This window comes from Bacillus sp. B4EP4a (genome assembly GCF_006680105.1).
In the GTDB taxonomy this organism is placed as follows: domain Bacteria; phylum Bacillota; class Bacilli; order Bacillales; family DSM-1321; genus Peribacillus; species Peribacillus simplex_E.
This window is the reverse complement of the sequence record NZ_VHIK01000022.1, coordinates 1-15,235: the sequence shown is the minus strand read 5'-3', so window position 1 is coordinate 15,235 and position 15,235 is coordinate 1. Positions and strand designations below refer to the sequence as shown.

Annotated in this window: 15 protein-coding genes and 1 pseudogene; 13 read left to right on the top strand and 3 right to left on the bottom strand. The window is 35.8% G+C overall.

Going from position 1 to position 15,235, the window contains the following annotated elements:
- Positions 1 to 188: 188 nt before the first annotated feature.
- Positions 189 to 1,145 carry a patatin-like phospholipase family protein gene (locus FNK51_RS11860; protein ID WP_141993450.1) on the bottom strand — a complete coding sequence of 319 codons (957 nt, stop codon included), beginning with the start codon at positions 1,143 to 1,145 and terminating at the stop codon, positions 189 to 191.
- A gap of 1,037 nt (positions 1,146 to 2,182) precedes the next feature.
- Here FNK51_RS11860 and FNK51_RS11855 point away from each other — a divergent pair.
- The gene (locus FNK51_RS11855; RefSeq protein WP_483296120.1) at positions 2,183 to 2,527 is read left to right on the top strand and encodes a short-chain dehydrogenase; all 345 of its coding nucleotides are present in this window, start codon (positions 2,183 to 2,185) and stop codon (positions 2,525 to 2,527) included.
- A 257-nt stretch (positions 2,528 to 2,784) separates the two neighbouring features.
- Here the strand turns inward: FNK51_RS11855 and FNK51_RS11850 are convergent, their stop codons facing one another.
- Together FNK51_RS11850 and FNK51_RS11845 are read right to left on the bottom strand one after the other, a co-directional pair.
- Positions 2,785 to 3,003, bottom strand: coding sequence for a helix-turn-helix domain-containing protein (locus FNK51_RS11850; RefSeq protein ID WP_098371708.1), 219 nt, complete (start codon positions 3,001 to 3,003; stop codon positions 2,785 to 2,787).
- A gap of 10 nt (positions 3,004 to 3,013) precedes the next feature.
- The gene (locus tag FNK51_RS11845; RefSeq protein WP_141993448.1) at positions 3,014 to 3,502 is read right to left on the bottom strand and encodes a DUF2975 domain-containing protein; all 489 of its coding nucleotides are present in this window, start codon (positions 3,500 to 3,502) and stop codon (positions 3,014 to 3,016) included.
- Between the two features lie 557 nt (positions 3,503 to 4,059).
- Between FNK51_RS11845 and FNK51_RS11840 the strand changes: the two genes are divergently transcribed.
- The 12 genes and pseudogenes from FNK51_RS11840 (at position 4,060) to FNK51_RS11785 (ending at position 14,900) form a co-directional block, all read left to right on the top strand.
- Complete coding sequence (locus FNK51_RS11840; RefSeq protein ID WP_141993447.1) at positions 4,060 to 4,242, top strand: hypothetical protein; 183 nt, start codon at positions 4,060 to 4,062, stop codon at positions 4,240 to 4,242.
- A gap of 210 nt (positions 4,243 to 4,452) precedes the next feature.
- Complete coding sequence (locus FNK51_RS11835) at positions 4,453 to 5,361, top strand: PhzF family isomerase (protein ID WP_141993446.1); 909 nt, start codon at positions 4,453 to 4,455, stop codon at positions 5,359 to 5,361.
- A gap of 435 nt (positions 5,362 to 5,796) precedes the next feature.
- Positions 5,797 to 6,165 carry a MerR family transcriptional regulator gene (locus FNK51_RS11830; protein ID WP_098371712.1) on the top strand — a complete coding sequence of 123 codons (369 nt, stop codon included), beginning with the start codon at positions 5,797 to 5,799 and terminating at the stop codon, positions 6,163 to 6,165.
- A 229-nt stretch (positions 6,166 to 6,394) separates the two neighbouring features.
- Positions 6,395 to 7,528 carry an NADH-dependent flavin oxidoreductase gene (locus FNK51_RS11825; protein WP_141993445.1) on the top strand — a complete coding sequence of 378 codons (1,134 nt, stop codon included), beginning with the start codon at positions 6,395 to 6,397 and terminating at the stop codon, positions 7,526 to 7,528.
- A 278-nt stretch (positions 7,529 to 7,806) separates the two neighbouring features.
- Positions 7,807 to 8,187, top strand: coding sequence for a hypothetical protein (locus tag FNK51_RS11820; RefSeq protein ID WP_141993444.1), 381 nt, complete (start codon positions 7,807 to 7,809; stop codon positions 8,185 to 8,187).
- A gap of 326 nt (positions 8,188 to 8,513) precedes the next feature.
- Positions 8,514 to 9,137, top strand: a complete 624-nt coding sequence (locus FNK51_RS11815) for a class I SAM-dependent methyltransferase (protein WP_141993443.1) — start codon at positions 8,514 to 8,516, stop codon at positions 9,135 to 9,137.
- A 761-nt stretch (positions 9,138 to 9,898) separates the two neighbouring features.
- Positions 9,899 to 10,876 carry a quinone oxidoreductase family protein gene (locus FNK51_RS11810; protein ID WP_141993442.1) on the top strand — a complete coding sequence of 326 codons (978 nt, stop codon included), beginning with the start codon at positions 9,899 to 9,901 and terminating at the stop codon, positions 10,874 to 10,876.
- 682 nt (positions 10,877 to 11,558) lie between these two features.
- Complete coding sequence (locus tag FNK51_RS11805; RefSeq protein WP_141993441.1) at positions 11,559 to 11,864, top strand: GNAT family N-acetyltransferase; 306 nt, start codon at positions 11,559 to 11,561, stop codon at positions 11,862 to 11,864.
- Between the two features lie 256 nt (positions 11,865 to 12,120).
- Positions 12,121 to 12,502 (top strand): annotated as a pseudogene (locus FNK51_RS11800) (VOC family protein).
- A gap of 191 nt (positions 12,503 to 12,693) precedes the next feature.
- Positions 12,694 to 13,581: a Vgb family protein gene (locus FNK51_RS11795; RefSeq protein WP_141993440.1), complete on the top strand. Its 888-nt coding sequence runs from the start codon at positions 12,694 to 12,696 to the stop codon at positions 13,579 to 13,581.
- Positions 13,582 to 13,606: 25 nt separating this feature from the next.
- The gene (locus FNK51_RS11790) at positions 13,607 to 14,260 is read left to right on the top strand and encodes a Vat family streptogramin A O-acetyltransferase (protein WP_141993439.1); all 654 of its coding nucleotides are present in this window, start codon (positions 13,607 to 13,609) and stop codon (positions 14,258 to 14,260) included.
- A gap of 94 nt (positions 14,261 to 14,354) precedes the next feature.
- Positions 14,355 to 14,900, top strand: coding sequence for a DUF1697 domain-containing protein (locus tag FNK51_RS11785; protein ID WP_141993438.1), 546 nt, complete (start codon positions 14,355 to 14,357; stop codon positions 14,898 to 14,900).
- Positions 14,901 to 15,235 lie beyond the last annotated feature (335 nt).

The following is a 15,235-nucleotide window of genomic DNA, read 5'->3' as shown; positions in this document are numbered from 1 at the left end:
GCTTTAGTTGAAGATCGATCGGAGTTGTCTTTAAGGCAGCTTTTTCTTTATGCAACTATCGGGGCAGTATAGTTGAAGAAGAACTGAATAAATAAATAAAAACAGCCAGGTTCTGGCTGTTTTTTTATAAAAAATCCAAATGCTTGCAATAAAAACAAAAATTCAATCAGATTTATGGGATAATTTTATTAATTCCAGTTTTTCTCTATAAATTGAACTGCAGGTTGTAAATTTGTTTTGTTAGCAATTGAAATGACAGTGGGAACCACAGAAGGGTCCGTTTTGGATAAATTAGGGATCCGTGGATTTAACCGAAAAAAACGATTTCCTAGAAGCTGAGAACTGACCATGGATTCATAGTAACCGGATCCACTAGCGACTATCTGAAGAAATGGCAGTAAGGGTTCATTGGGCGATCGGTCCCAAAGAACTCCCCAATTTGGGGGAAGGTTCTTCATATTTTCGGGGCGTATGTTATCTGCACTCACCATCCCCCACCCCTTCGTATCTCTTCTTAATTGAGTCGGCTCTTCACCTGTTCCAATGGATAATACCGCAATTTGATCCAACGGCTGTTTGGCTTTCCCCACTGCAAACGCGATACTGGCTGTACTGGGGTTAGTTGCTACTGTATACCCATCCACGTAGTTTTGATAGGCTCGTTGCGTCGCGGGAGCACCACTGCTCCGTAGTATTACATCACTCGCTTTCTCATTTAAATAGGGAGAGCCAGGAAAGTTGTGGAATAACACAGGAGTCCAACGATTCAGCTCAGGTGAGAATAAATGAAATGCAGGGACAACAATTCGTCTTTTTAAGTCTTTGAGGAGAAGATCTGGTGGAAAAAATGTTTGTACCGCTTTAATGAAACCGGAATATGGTAATTGTTGGTTGAAAACAGGTCCGCCTGGTCGGGAAACGCTGAATGCCGGCAGGATTTTATCCTTAAAAAACTGGAGTGTCTCCTTCGGCGATCTTCCACTTGCTAACGCAAGGGCAGTGAATGAACCGATTGAATTTCCCGAAAAAACATTGGTTCGACTAATTAATTTTGGGTTTTGCTGAGCCAGTCTGTTCAAAAGTTGTAAACTTAAAGCACCTAAGGTGCCGCCTCCATCAAAGGACATGATTCGATATTTTGTCAAAGCTGATTTCTCCTTTCTAATCTGGTCAAAAGTATCATTCAGTATATGTTTATTTTTCAGGAGCCGGATTATGTAGCTAAACATCCAAGGAAAGACTCCATCGAGTATATAAAAAATACTACGACGAGGATAAGGAGACTACGTTTGAGTGGCAGTACGGGCAAGCCAAACGGGAATTTATTATGCACGTACTTTGTTTGTAATGGGTGATGAGAAAGGCAGAAAGCACAGCCAAAAAAACTTGAAAGAAAAAAAGCCATAGCGGTGGGCTACGGCTGCCTGTTCCGTCCTCAAACAGGTTATTTTGCAACCCTGTGCACAAAAGGTTATTGATTATTATTAAATATCGTGCAATCCTTCAAGATGGAGATCGCTTTTTCCAACAACAAGATTGTGAAGAATTACACTTAAACTAAAGGGTGCATTAGTTCTAGAAATCGACTTTTAATATTGGAATTTTTCTTAGCATATATTCCGGAATGGGCGGTATAGCATTCTTGCTACCATACGTAAAAGAACACTTTCTCGAAGGTGGAGTTTCTTCTCAAAACAACCATTATTCGCATTCGTTAAATCGTAACACCAAGATAAGGAGGGTTTGTATGTCTTCTGCACAACAATTTTTTTTAATAATCATGATAATATTAACCATATTTTTCTTAAATGCTAAAAGTGCTCCAAATAGGTCTAAGTATAGTATTGCAATATTCTTATTAGTAACTTTTATATTAGTATCTAGTATAACTTTTATCATACTTTGAGAGATTAATTTAAAATGAAAAATCAATACAACCCCAGTCGACATAACACCTAATTAACGGAAGTTACCAAACGAACAAAACCCTAAATTTGGCCAAGATCGGTCATATTCAGGTTTTTTTTTGTTGGAAAATATGGGTTAAAGAGTTCCTGTAATCTAAAATTACGATTCTTAACAAAATCATACATACAAATTAAAGTAAAAAAGTACCCTTTATTAACTAACGGGGCAGTTTAGTGCAATAAGCATTATACTATGTATCAGGAGGTCGATAATAATGCCTGTTCATGATTTTGGAATAATTGATAATATCGAAAATCTGAAAAGAAATATTGCTTATGAACCACAAAAATATAAATGTATTTCTGTTGATGATGAAATTATTAATCACTTAAATGAGCATTTATCTATTATGAGAACCTACTTTCATTCGCTTGAACGCACAGAGTTTGGGTTAGCTTACTGGGGAATTACAATTATTCCACCTGATTCTCTATCAATGTTTTATGATGTGATTACATCTTCAACGATGTATAAAAAATCTACTGAACTTAATGAGTTAGCTTCTAAAATATTTCAAGCTAAAGAGGAAAATAAATACATGATACACTTTGGAATATAAGCCTTTTTGTTTTTATCTTATCTAAATTAACGGGTGCTTATATTAAAGAAGGGATGGCTGCGGCTAACGGCTTCCCTTTTGAGGTGCAAACAATGCAAATCACATCACATTTTTTGTCACTAATATCAATGCAATTCTCAATGGAATTCTCTAATTAAATATCAATTATAAACGCAGAGAAGGGATAGCTTAATAGCTATCCCTTCATCTTAATTTCACTATCTAATCCCGTTGGTTGAAGAAAGTTGTTGTCTGTTTTATTGAGTGTCTTCGTTGCCCTTGTACTCCAAAATATCACCTGGCTGACAATCCAAAGTCTTACATATCGCTTCTAATGTAGAAAAACGAACCGCTTTTGCTTTTCCATTTTTCAGAATGGAGAGATTCGCCATAGTAATTCCAACCCTCTCCGAAAGTACTGTTACGCTCATTTTCCTTTTTGCCAACATCACATCAATATTGATGATAATCGCCATGATATTCACCTCAGATCGTTAAATCATTTTCTGATTTTATATTAATAGCTTCTTGTAAAAGTCTTTGGAGAACAGCAGCAAAAACGGCGATCACCATTGAGGCGAAAATAATGACCAATCCGATTGGTATGAAACTTGGAGGGTCAACTCTTTTCGCCATGAGATAGTAGAGTGGCATACCTAACAGGTACAAGGTACTGATCGTGATGGCACAGTGCTTTATATTCTTTAAAGCCTTTACCGATAATTCCGAGAACGCTTGGTTCTTATCAATATAGCTTAAAAGTTTAAAAGCTTGATAAAGAGCGAAATAAAAAGGAATCGCTGCCACGTACATATCGATTAAAACGAGAGATTTCATATAAGCAATATCTGGATACAATTCCCCAGCAAAATTCCCGATCTTAGGCACCAAAAATATGCACAATGCAAGAACTGCAATTCCAACCAGAAAAATAATTACCTTTAAGAAAGTGGTTGAACCTCGTTTAACATTCATTTTAAATACCTCACTTATTTAATGACAACATGATTTTATCATATGATTTATCGTTTTACAATAAATTTGTATTGTTTTTTATTGTATTATTATTGTTACATGAAGTCCTTCGATATACTTGTTTCTTTGATCAAATTCATGAAGGGCATTCAAATATTCCGAGTAAGACTCCGTATCATTCTTTGTTGGTGGTTGAGGAGAGAAAGAGAAGCGATGTCTTGCATACTTTTGAGTGAAATCATCAAGATATATATAAGCTGGAGCAAGAGAATAAACAGAATTTGTGGAAGAGTCATCTCTTGCTCTCATATAGACGGGCAGCATTCATGTAATAAATGAAGTGATAATTCAGTAGGTTTGTAAAACATTGTACTTAAACTAACGGGTGCGTTAGCGCCATGAGAAGGCCGCCAATTGACGGCCTTCTTAATGTATGATAATTCCCATTATCGTACATTCGAAAAATGAAGTTAAACCCCCTTAATTAACTATAGGCACAGGTTAGTTCAACAATTTATTTGCTTTTTTTTGTAATATCATAAAGGTGGTGAGGAATTATGAAAAAGAATTATACGATTTTCTTTTTACTTTTGTTTATTGTAGCTATATCTAGTGGTATGGCACTTAAAAATTATTTCGACTATTCTATGATTATTGGAGTTGGTTTAGCGACAGTATCTTTATTAGCTGCTGGGTTTTCGCTTGGAAAAAGGTACAAGGTAAATAATTCACATCATTAAATTGTTTGTTAAGCTAAGGCGTGCTTTACATCAATAAGGGAGGTTGCTGAAGCAACCTTTTCATTAGGGAACTAACAGGTGCAATAGTTCTTTAAAGAGCTGTGACGATCACTCTTTTTTTTTGGAGCTAATGGGGTAATTATTAATATAATAAGAATTATAGATAGTATAAAGGACCGGAAATTCACTATATTAAAGGTGGGAAATGGCATGGCAAGAAAGTACCGATTATATCAAATTGATTCATTTACGAAAGAAAAATTATCAGGTAATCCTGCTGGTGTAATTACAAATGCAGATGGTTTATCTTCAGGTGAGATGCAGAGGATTGCTAGAGAGCTTAACAATTCGGAAACGGCATTTATATTTAAATCAGACAATAGCGAATCTGATGTACATATTCGTTTTTTTACGCCTACTCATGAGGTTCCCATCTGTGGACATGCGACGATTGCTGCTCACTATGCTCGTGCAGTTGAAAATAGCTTAAATACAGGTAAAGTTTTTCATAAAACTGGTGCCGGCATTTTACCAGTCGATGTGATTAATGAAGATAATGATTACAAAATTATAATGACGCAGGGTAGTATAAGTTTTGATGCGGTGATTGATGGTCTAGCTTTAGAAAACATATTTACAGCTTTCAATATTAGTGAAAATGATTTATTAGAAGATTGTCCCGTACAAATCGTTTCTACCGGGCATTCCAAGGTGATGATTGGAATTAAAAATTCGGAACTTCTTCACCGATTAAACCCTAATATGGATTTACTAACAAAAGTCAGTGGATTAATTAATTGCAATGGTTTCTATGTGTTTACGATGAATGCTCCCTACTCTGAAATCTTAATTCATGGAAGAATGTTTGCTCCAGCAATTGGTATTAACGAAGACCCTGTTACAGGTAATGCGAACGGCCCTTTAGGCGCATACTTAATACACCATGGACTTGTCAAACATGATAATACTTTATTTAGTTTTAAAGCAGTGCAGGGCGAAGCTATAAACCGGGCGGGTGTCATTGATGTTCAAGTGAAAATTTGTAATCAGGAACCAGAGGAAGTAAGGATTGCGGGAAATGCTGTAATCGTATTTAAGTCCGAGTTATTACTTGAATAACCATTCAACGTGCGTTAGCTTAAGATCGAAGCTGTCTTGTCTTAAGGCAGCTTTATCTTATGGAACTAAAGGGGCAGTTTAGTTGCATAAAGAACCGGATAGCTATAAAAAAGCAAACTCACCAAAACTGCGGTGAGTTTGCTTTTTTTAAATGCCAATAACGAAGTCAAAACATCTGTCATTTTTGTTTATAAATTCGAAAAACCACTTCAAAACGGAACCCTTAATAAATAAGTGGCTTTTTTTTATTCTACTCTTTATGTCTCCTTTTTAAAATTTTTTAACGAAGTAAATCTAAAAGATCGTTAATCGTCATATGCAGAAGAATTACAATTTTTTGACTTAGAGTAAGCTCTAAGTATTATTCTTTCTTTATGTCACAAATTAAAAAAGAAAGAAGAAATAGACATATCAGATTTAATGGAGGCGGTTATATTGACATATTCTATTGGGGAATTTTCTAAAATAGTTGGGTTAAGCGAACATACATTGAGGTTTTATGAAAAAGAAGGGTTAATAAAAGTAAATAGAGACGATAACAATGTCAGAATCTACTCGGATGAAAATAAATTATGGATTGAATCCTTGCTCCACCTAAAAAATACAGGGATGTCACTAAAAGACATGAAACGATTTGCCATGTGGGGGCATATGGGGGATAAAACAATGGAGGAAAGGTTAGCTCTGCTTAAAAAGCATCGCAAAAAAGTAGTGGAAGAATTGGAGAAGATTCGTCAAAGTTTAGAGCATTTGGATAATAAAATAAATTTTTATGAAAATGAAGTAGGAGACTGTTTCTCTTAGAAATTAAGGAGCCAGGTGTTTTTTCATTTGCATCTTTTGGATAAACCTCGTACAGACAACTTTCTACATCGTGTTTTTATCGAAAGTAAAAATAAAAAAAAACTTGCGTTAGAGTGCTCTCTAGGGATTAACCTATTCTTGCACCATTTAAAATACATGAAGGGTTAATCACCCTTTACAAAATACGACAAACTAACAATGTTTGATCAATTCAGAAAGAGGTTAAAAAATGAACGAAAAATATAGCAACTTATTTAAATCTTTTACATTTAAAAACGGGATTACCCTTAATAATAGAGTGGTTATGGCACCAATGACAACTTGGTCCAGTAATGATGATTACACGGTTTCAAATGAGGAATTAACCTATTACAAAAAAAGAGTAAACGGAGTAGGACTTGTGATTACAGGTTGTACACATGTGACTCCAAACGGGATCGGTTTTACAAATGAATTCGCAGCTTATGACGATAAATTTATGCCGGGCTTACGTAAATTAGCTGAGGCCGCGAAAAGTGGCGGAGCTCCTGCGGTCCTTCAAATTTTCCATGCAGGTAACAAAGCCCTACCAGATCTTGTTCCAAATGGTGAGGTTGTTAGTTCCAGCGCTTTAGAGACTGAAGCTACTGGATTTGCTCCTTCAGTTTTGCCTAGAGAACTTTCACACGAGGAAATTTTAGATCTCATCCATGCATTTGGAGAAACAACAAGAAGAGCAATTGAAGCAGGTTTTGATGGCGTTGAACTTCATGGTGCTCATGGGTTTTTAATGCAAAACTTCTTCTCACCTTACTTCAACAGACGAGAAGACCAATGGGGAGGATCATTAGAAAATCGCATGCGTTTCCCACTGGCAATCGTTCAAGAAGTGAAAAAGGTGATTGAAAAGCGTGCAACAAAACCGTTTATTTTAGGATACAGAATATCTCCTGACGAACACCAAGAAGGCGGTTTGAAAATGAAGGATACCTATGAATTAATTAATCGTCTTATTGAAGCAGATGTTGATTATGTACATGCTTCGTTGGCTAATGCCTTATCCTCAAAGCCCGTAAATAGTAAAGATGAAAAAACATATCTTGAATTAATTGTTGAACATGTAAACGGCAGAGTTCCTTTAATGGCTGCTGGTTCTATGGTAACTCCGGATGACGTTTCAACAGCATTAGATAAGGGTCTATCCCTAGCAGCGATTGGTCATACATTAATCATGAATCCAGACTGGGTAGAAAAGGTTCAGACTGGAAAAGTAGCTGAAATTGAGACAGCCATTAAGACGTCAAAAGTAAGCGAGCTTGAGCTTCCTGAAAAACTTTGGAATATAATTCAAGCTTCAGGTCCTTGGTTTAAGATTGAGGAATAACATCGTAATAGAAAAGTTTACTGTTTTTTATCACGTTTCTATTAAGAGAGGATGTTTTTTATTTGTTCGTTTAATGTGTTAGTGGGCAATTAAGATATTAATATAATTTAGATAGAGATTAAATTTTTTAATATGTGAAGTATCATACTTAAACTAACAGGTGCGTTAGCGCCATAAAAAGGCCGCCAATTGGCGGCCTTTTTAATGTACGATCATTACAATAATCATACTTTCAAACTAGAAAAAATATAAATATAATTGAAAGGAGTGAGATAATAATGGAAGTAAGTGCCTTTTTAGGGCTGTTTTGGGGATGGATGACGGTTGTCGTATCGGGAATACTTTTCGTACGTCCATCAGTACTACGTGAACTGAAAAAATTAGTGGTCGAGGACAGAGGATTTGGGATTATGTATGGCTTTCTATCGATTTTCCTAGGATTAGGCACTGTTATCCTGCATAATGTATGGGCATTAAACTGGCAGGGATTCACCACAGTCATTGCATGGCTCGCACTATTAAAGGGAATTTACGTAATTGCATATCCTGAACCATCCAAGAAAACCGACTTTGAAGTACGGATACTATCTACGCGTATAGCACTTGCTATCGTTGGTGCTTTGGCTTTATGGATGCTTGTAGTAATCTATATGAAATAATCAGTATTTCGAAGGAATGAATAATTGGCAACGGGTGCGTAGCGTCATAAGAAGGCCGCCAATTGGCGGCAATCTGAATGTCCGATATATATATAATCATACATTCAAATTCAAGTGAAAAACTACCCTTAATTAACAAACAGGAGCGTTAGCTGAAGATCGGAGCTGTCTTTAAGGCAGCTTTTTCTGTATGCAACTATCGGGGCAGGTTAGTTCAACAAGAATTCACCCAAGATTACAAATCGGATGGTCAAATATGGAAAAATATTAAATTGGTATAATAATAGATGATGCGAAATTTATAGTATCAGGAAGTGAATTGGCTTATGAAGAAAGAGCAATTAATCCAAAAGTTTAATAAACAAGCTGCCAAATATTCAAAAGAGCTTAAAAAACAAGAGCAAAATAAATGGAGAAAGCAAATTTTCCAATCGGTTAAAGGAAAGACTTTAGAAGTGGCTGTTGGGGCTGGAATGAATTTTTCCTTCTATCCAAAAGGTATAGAATATTTAGGAGTAGATTTCAGCCCCAAAATGATTGAACATGCTAAAGAATCTGCAAAAAAATATGGGGTAAAAGCCAAATTTATTTTATCTGATGTTGAATGCCTTGATTTTCCTGATAATTCCTTTGATACAATTGTTTCATCCGGTTCTTTTTGCGGTTATGAAAATCCAGTACATGTTTTAAACCTTTTTAATAAATGGTGTAAAGAAGATGGACAGATATTACTTTTGGAACATGGGCTCTTTTCCGTCCCAACCCTGGCTTGGATTCAAAAGAAACTTGATAAGGCTGCAGTTAATGCTATTGGATGCCATCAAAATCGAGATATCTTAGAAATAGTTAAGCAATCCAATTTGATAATTAAGAAGCATGAACGTGGGATTTTAGGATATCTTTATTTAATCTGGGCAAAACCACAAAAGTTAGAACAATTTAATAATTAGACACTAATAAAAATACGAATAGACTAAGTTTATCTTTTATTCTTTTTGAAATAAAAGGAGGCGATGCCTTAAATAAAGCAATGCTTTTTCCTAGTTCGACTATCGAAGAAGATTGTGAAGAATTGTACTTAAAGTAACAGGTGCGTTAGCTGAAGATCGGAGCTGTCTTTAAGGCAGCTTTTTCTTATGGAACTAACGGGGCAGGATAGTTCCATAAGGGATATGTTTTTTAACAGAATTAGCGTAAAATGGTAAATGTAAATTTATTGAAATAAGGGTTGGGGAATATGAGGCATCTTAAAATAACACTTAAAATAAGCGCAAATTACCTCTTAAAGTGACAATAAAGGCATGATAGTACGTAAAAAAATTCGAACTAACATAGGTGTAAGAATGTTACTCCGTTGCAGAACCATTAAAAACATTTTAGGTGTAGGCAGCCAACAATCATATTTAGGGCCAGTTAGGAGAAATTCAGCTCTGGTTTATAATGCTTCTATTTAAAAAATTCGTTTTCTCATTCCAGTCGAAACATGTAGCCCATCAGGAGAAATCTTTGCTCGTCGTGACTTTAAAAACTCCCCAAGCACTTTTATATTTCTGTTTTCCATCCAGATTTCTCTCCTTATGGTGTTACTGAAATACTAGTATAATGAAAAACTCGTAATAATATTGGTAGCTATTAGAATAAAATCATAGATAAGAAAATAAACAAAAAATGCCTAGTAATTATCAGGCAAGCGAAAGGGGAAAGAGAAAAAATGAAGGCTATTATCATTCCACAATTTGGAGAAGCATCCGTACTTACACAGAAAGAAGTAGCAACTCCACAACCTGGGATTGGAGAAGTAACAATTGATGTTGCTTATGCAGGTGTTAACTATGCGGAGGTATTATTTCGTAAAGGTGTTGTAGAGGATTTAGCGCTTCCATTTGTTCCGGGAATTGAGGTATCTGGAACAATTCGAGAAATCGGTGAAGGAGTAACGGGAGTAAGAGTAGGTCAACCTGTTGCAGCTCTAACAATTGTAAATGGTGGTGGATATGCAGAGGTAGTGAAAGTGAGTGAGGATTTGGTTATCCCGTTGGATCAAGAAACAAAAACTGTAGATATGCGAGTAGCAGCAACATATCCATCCAATGTAACGACCGCGATGATGATTTTATCCAGTGTGGCACATTTACAAAAAGGCGAAACGGTACTGGTACATGCTGCCGCTGGTGGAGTAGGAAGTGCGATCGGGCAAATGGCCCGTGCCCTTGGAGCAGGTAGGGTGATTGGAGTAGTAGGAAGCAAACAAAAAGTAGCATATGCCAAAAGTTTAGGCTATGACGAAGTTTATTTACGAGATGAATACGCACAAACTATTGCAGGTAGTGGTATAGATATTGTCATTGATCAAGTAGGAGGAGAAGCCAGAACAACAGGATTATCTCTCTTGTCCCCATTAGGACGATTGGTTGTCATGGGCAATGCAAGTGAAGCAGCAGACGTTACCCCATCTGCGAATGAACTTTGGTTTAGTAGCAAAGCAGTCCTTGGATTTAATCTACAGTTACTAAGTGTGTACCATCCAAAAATCGTTGCACAAGCAGCACGAAAAGCCCTTTCTTATGTGGCAAGTGGCGAAGTGAAGGTCGATGTAACAGAAGTACTGGATTTATCTGAAGTAGCAAAAGCTCATGAGAGTATCGAAAATCGGACATCCAAGGGAAAAATAGTGCTTCGAGTGAAATAAACAATACCTGTTTTGAATAGGTGAACTACCCACCGCCTAAAAGGCGGAAGTTTCCTGCTTCATCTACCAACTGTCAACCATTTAGTAGGTCTTACATGATCCCCACAAACGTAACTTTGACGTGAACCATACTTAGAATACGATAGCAATTTCAATGCAAGAGATTTCCTAAAAATATGTCAGACATTCGAGGTGGTTAATGACCACAGAAACCCGCATTCCACCGTTTTTTCAAACAACTATATTTCCTAAATGAGCATCATGCAGTCTTGTTGACAGTGCAAAATGAAACAACTTTATGGTAAGAATCGAGACCATTACTTACGTAAGAATATGCCTTGAACAGCTTATTTTTAAACGACTTTATTGTTACTGCACAACGTTGTTAAATCAATCAAGCAGCCTTTCCATATTTCAATATTCCAGAATCGGGCGCAATTGTTGAAGCTTAAGCAGATTTAATCGACTTTATTGTTATTTATTTTTTGTAAAAATGAGTACAGGGTGAAGATAATTAAATAACTATTTTTTTGAACACTGTCCCATTTACGAACGGTGTAATGTATGGATTATTAAAATTAAACAACTTTGTTGTAAGTGAACACTAAAGAAAAAAGTTAAGGTAAATTCAACAATATAAATGAATTTGCTAAGCTTTTTGTGAGTTGAAGACGTGTTGGTAATGCTCGAAAACACAGACATCCTCATTGGAATATGTGAAAATAAAACTAATAGACTCATTGGTTTTATACGTGTTCTTTCAGATTTTGTCTATAAAGCCTTAATATTCGATGTTATTATCCATGAAGAGTATCAAGGAAAAGGTTTGGGACGAATATTGTTAGATCAAGTAACGACACACCCTAAACTTCAATCTGTGCAACACTTTGAATTGTATTGTAAATCTGACAAAATATCTTTTTATGAAAAATGGGGATTCACTAAAGAAATTGATGATATTAACTTCATGAGAAAAACCGTCAAATAGCATGGGGGCTGTCATTATGGCAGCTTTTTCTTATGCAACTAAAGGGGCAGTTTAGTTGAAGAGTGCTGTTTGATCTTTGTTCAACAATTGGGCCATTTTCTTGAATAAGAGAAGGGATTATTCGTAAGTGAATCGAAGTTAATCTGAAGATGTTATTTAGTTTATGGTAACTAGAAATGTAGATGGTCTACAGGTTTAGTTTACATAAAGGTTTTTTTGTAAATGAAGAGAATTATATTATTAGGAGGAGATTGAATTGAAGTTATTACAAATCAGACTGTTGGTTAATGATTTTAAAAAAATCTCCAATTTTTACAAAGATCTATTAGGACTTTCAATAAGTTGGTACGAGGAAGAAATGGAATATGCACTTTTCAATAACGGAGAAACGAAAATCGAGCTTTTATCTCGAAAAGCCATGGCAGAAGTGGTCGGAGAGGAAAATGAATTTTTAGAAGGGGAATCTCAATCAAAATTTTTACTTCAATTTGAAGTAGAAGACGTTGATAAGACTTATAACCGTTTAAGAGAAAATGGGATTGGATTTATTACTAAACCACACGATCGTAAAGAATGGACGTATTGCACATTTTCTAGACCCAGATAGGAACCTTATTGAAATATATAAAATGCTGTAATTGATTAGAAATTTTTCAACACAAATAACTCGGTTCGAATAAATTGAAGCGGAGTTATTTGTATTGCTACCGATAACAATGAATTATGTTAACTGAAAATGCCCCGTATACAAAACTTTTTTTCGTAAGAATTAAATTATTTTATAACGAATTACTAGAATAATTTTATACAAGAAAAAGGAGGAATTAACGTGAGAATAAAAATTGAAGAATTTGAGCTTCCTCATATAGATTCAGGTCCTTATGGAATTACTAGGGGAAAAGATGGTGCCCTATGGTTTACACAACATAAAGCGAATCAAATAGGTCGAATGACTGTTGATGGTAAAGTGACTTATATTGATCTTCCTACTGTCAATGCAGGTGTGCTATCTATCACTTCTACAGATCAGGGTGATATATGGTTTACTGAAAATAGGACAAATAAAATTGGAAAACTAACAGTAACAGGTGAAATTACTGAATATACGCTACCGAACAGCGATTCGGGACCTTTTGGTATCACGCAAGGACATAATGGAGACATTTGGTTTACAGAAATGAACGGAAATAGAATAGGGAGAATCTTATCATCAGGTGAAATTATTGAGTATAGTTTGCCAGTTCCTGATTCTTATCCCTCTTTTATTGTGGCTGGATCTGATCATGCTCTATGGTTTACTCAGAATCAGAGTAATCAAATAGGTCGGATTACGATAGGCGGGGAAGTGACTACATATAAGTTACCCACAAAACAGGCTGGTCCTGTGGGTATTACAAATGGACCGGATGGTGCACTTTGGTTTGTAGAAATTAACGGAAATAAAATTGGCAGAATTACTACTTCTGGAATAATAAGTGAGTTTACCATTCCTACTCCGAATGCTCGTCCACACGCAATTGTAACCGGCCCTGATCGTGCTTTATGGTTCACTGAATGGGGAAGTAATCAAATAGGTCGAATTACAATAAACGGTGAAATTACGGAATATCCTATTCCTACGAAAAATGCGGAGCCACATGGTATGGTAGTAGGACCTGACAAGGCCTTGTGGTTCGCTGAGGAATGCAATAAGTTAGGCCGGTTAAGCTTTGAATAAAAACCTTGAAAGGTAGTGAATATCTATGGAATCAAATAAGCAGCATGGACCGAATCCTACAGATAAATATCCGATTAAAGGAAATAATATTTTACAATTTATTAAAAATACAATTACTAGACCAAATATTATTGCAGGTGAATATTCTTATTACGATGCAAAAAATGGAGAATCCTTTGAAGATCAAGTCTTGTATCATTACGAATTTTTTGGTGATCGACTTGTTATAGGGAAATTTTGTGCCATAGCACCCGGTGTGACGTTTATTATGAATGGAGCTAATCATAGGATGGATGGCTTCTCCACTTATCCGTTCAATATTTTTGGACAAGGTTGGGAGAAATACACACCAACGCTAGATCAATTGCCGTTTAAAGGGGATACGATAATTGGAAATGACGTCTGGATTGGGATGGATACGGTCATTATGCCTGGAATCTACATAGGTGATGGTGCTATTATAGCAGCCAAATCAGTTATTACTAAAGATGTGGAACCATATACAATTGTCGGAGGAAATCCTGCAAAGAAAATTAAAACCCGTTTCTCAGAAGAAATCATTAGCAAATTGCTAGAAATAAAATGGTGGGATTTAGATATTGAGGTTATTTCCGATCATATTGGTTTGATAGTAAATGGAGATATAGACAATCTAGAAAACCTGAAAAATAAAATATGACAAAATAAAAACTGTCTATAAGGCCCAGTGACAGGGTTCTTGCTCTAATCCGTCAAATGTTTAATATAAAATGCAAACTAATAGGAGGATTATTATGGTCTATGTCGCACTGCTTAGGGGAATCAATGTTGGTGGGAAAAATAAAATTAACATGAAGTTGCTTAAACAAGCTTTTGAACGAGTGGGTATGAGCTCTGTAGCTACATATATCAATTCAGGTAATATTATTTTCACAGTGAATGGCCAATCAAAAACAACAATATCCCATATTTTAGAAGAGGCTATACATACAAACTTCGGATTACAAATCAAAGTTTTAGTCCGTAGTTTTGATGATTTTAAAAAAGTCATACACTCCCTTCCAGAGTCATGGACGAACGACCAACAGATGAGAAGCGATGTGCTGTTTTTATGGGACGAAATTGATGATGAGTCAGTGCTCAATAAGCTGGTCATCAAACCAGAAATTGATACGGTGAAATACGTTCCTGGAGCCATTCTATGGTCGGTTGAAAAAAAAAATATTACCAAATCCGGTATGACTAAACTCGTTGGTTCAAAGCCATACCAACAAATAACAATCAGAAATGTAAATACAACTCGCAAAATATACGAACTTATGCAAGCTGCAGAGGTGTGAATTACATGATACTAGCAAGAATCATTTTCTAGTAATTGGAAACTATCTGACGGATAACTATCAGAACCCTGTCACTGGGCCTATAACACTCGTTATGGTAACAAAAAAGGTTAGGTACTTTTTTAGATATCCAACCTTTTTTTGCTGATAAGACACTTTATGAAAGTTCTGCAATAAACACCAGTTGAATTAAATTAATCGATCTTCAACTATAGGGCGCGATTCTTTAATAAGGTTCGCTTTTCTTAATGAACTCCCTCAGTTTAATAGAAAATGCTCACGAATACTCGCTTATTCGCAGGATTTCAAACCACATGGTATAGGTTGCTTTAGAT

Excerpts from the sequence above, each read along its gene's own strand:
- FNK51_RS11855 (WP_483296120.1), top strand. The coding sequence starts at position 2,183 with ATGCCTGTTCATGATTTTGGAATAATTGATAATATCGAAAATCTGAAA.
- FNK51_RS11850 (WP_098371708.1), bottom strand. The coding sequence starts at position 3,003 with ATGGCGATTATCATCAATATTGATGTGATGTTGGCAAAAAGGAAAATG.
- FNK51_RS11845 (WP_141993448.1), bottom strand. The coding sequence starts at position 3,502 with ATGAATGTTAAACGAGGTTCAACCACTTTCTTAAAGGTAATTATTTTT.
- FNK51_RS11840 (WP_141993447.1), top strand. The coding sequence starts at position 4,060 with ATGAAAAAGAATTATACGATTTTCTTTTTACTTTTGTTTATTGTAGCT.
- FNK51_RS11835 (WP_141993446.1), top strand. The coding sequence starts at position 4,453 with ATGGCAAGAAAGTACCGATTATATCAAATTGATTCATTTACGAAAGAA.
- FNK51_RS11825 (WP_141993445.1), top strand. The coding sequence starts at position 6,395 with ATGAACGAAAAATATAGCAACTTATTTAAATCTTTTACATTTAAAAAC.
- FNK51_RS11820 (WP_141993444.1), top strand. The coding sequence starts at position 7,807 with ATGGAAGTAAGTGCCTTTTTAGGGCTGTTTTGGGGATGGATGACGGTT.
- FNK51_RS11815 (WP_141993443.1), top strand. The coding sequence starts at position 8,514 with ATGAAGAAAGAGCAATTAATCCAAAAGTTTAATAAACAAGCTGCCAAA.
- FNK51_RS11810 (WP_141993442.1), top strand. The coding sequence starts at position 9,899 with ATGAAGGCTATTATCATTCCACAATTTGGAGAAGCATCCGTACTTACA.
- FNK51_RS11805 (WP_141993441.1), top strand. The coding sequence starts at position 11,559 with ATGCTCGAAAACACAGACATCCTCATTGGAATATGTGAAAATAAAACT.
- FNK51_RS11790 (WP_141993439.1), top strand. The coding sequence starts at position 13,607 with ATGGAATCAAATAAGCAGCATGGACCGAATCCTACAGATAAATATCCG.
- FNK51_RS11785 (WP_141993438.1), top strand. The coding sequence starts at position 14,355 with ATGGTCTATGTCGCACTGCTTAGGGGAATCAATGTTGGTGGGAAAAAT.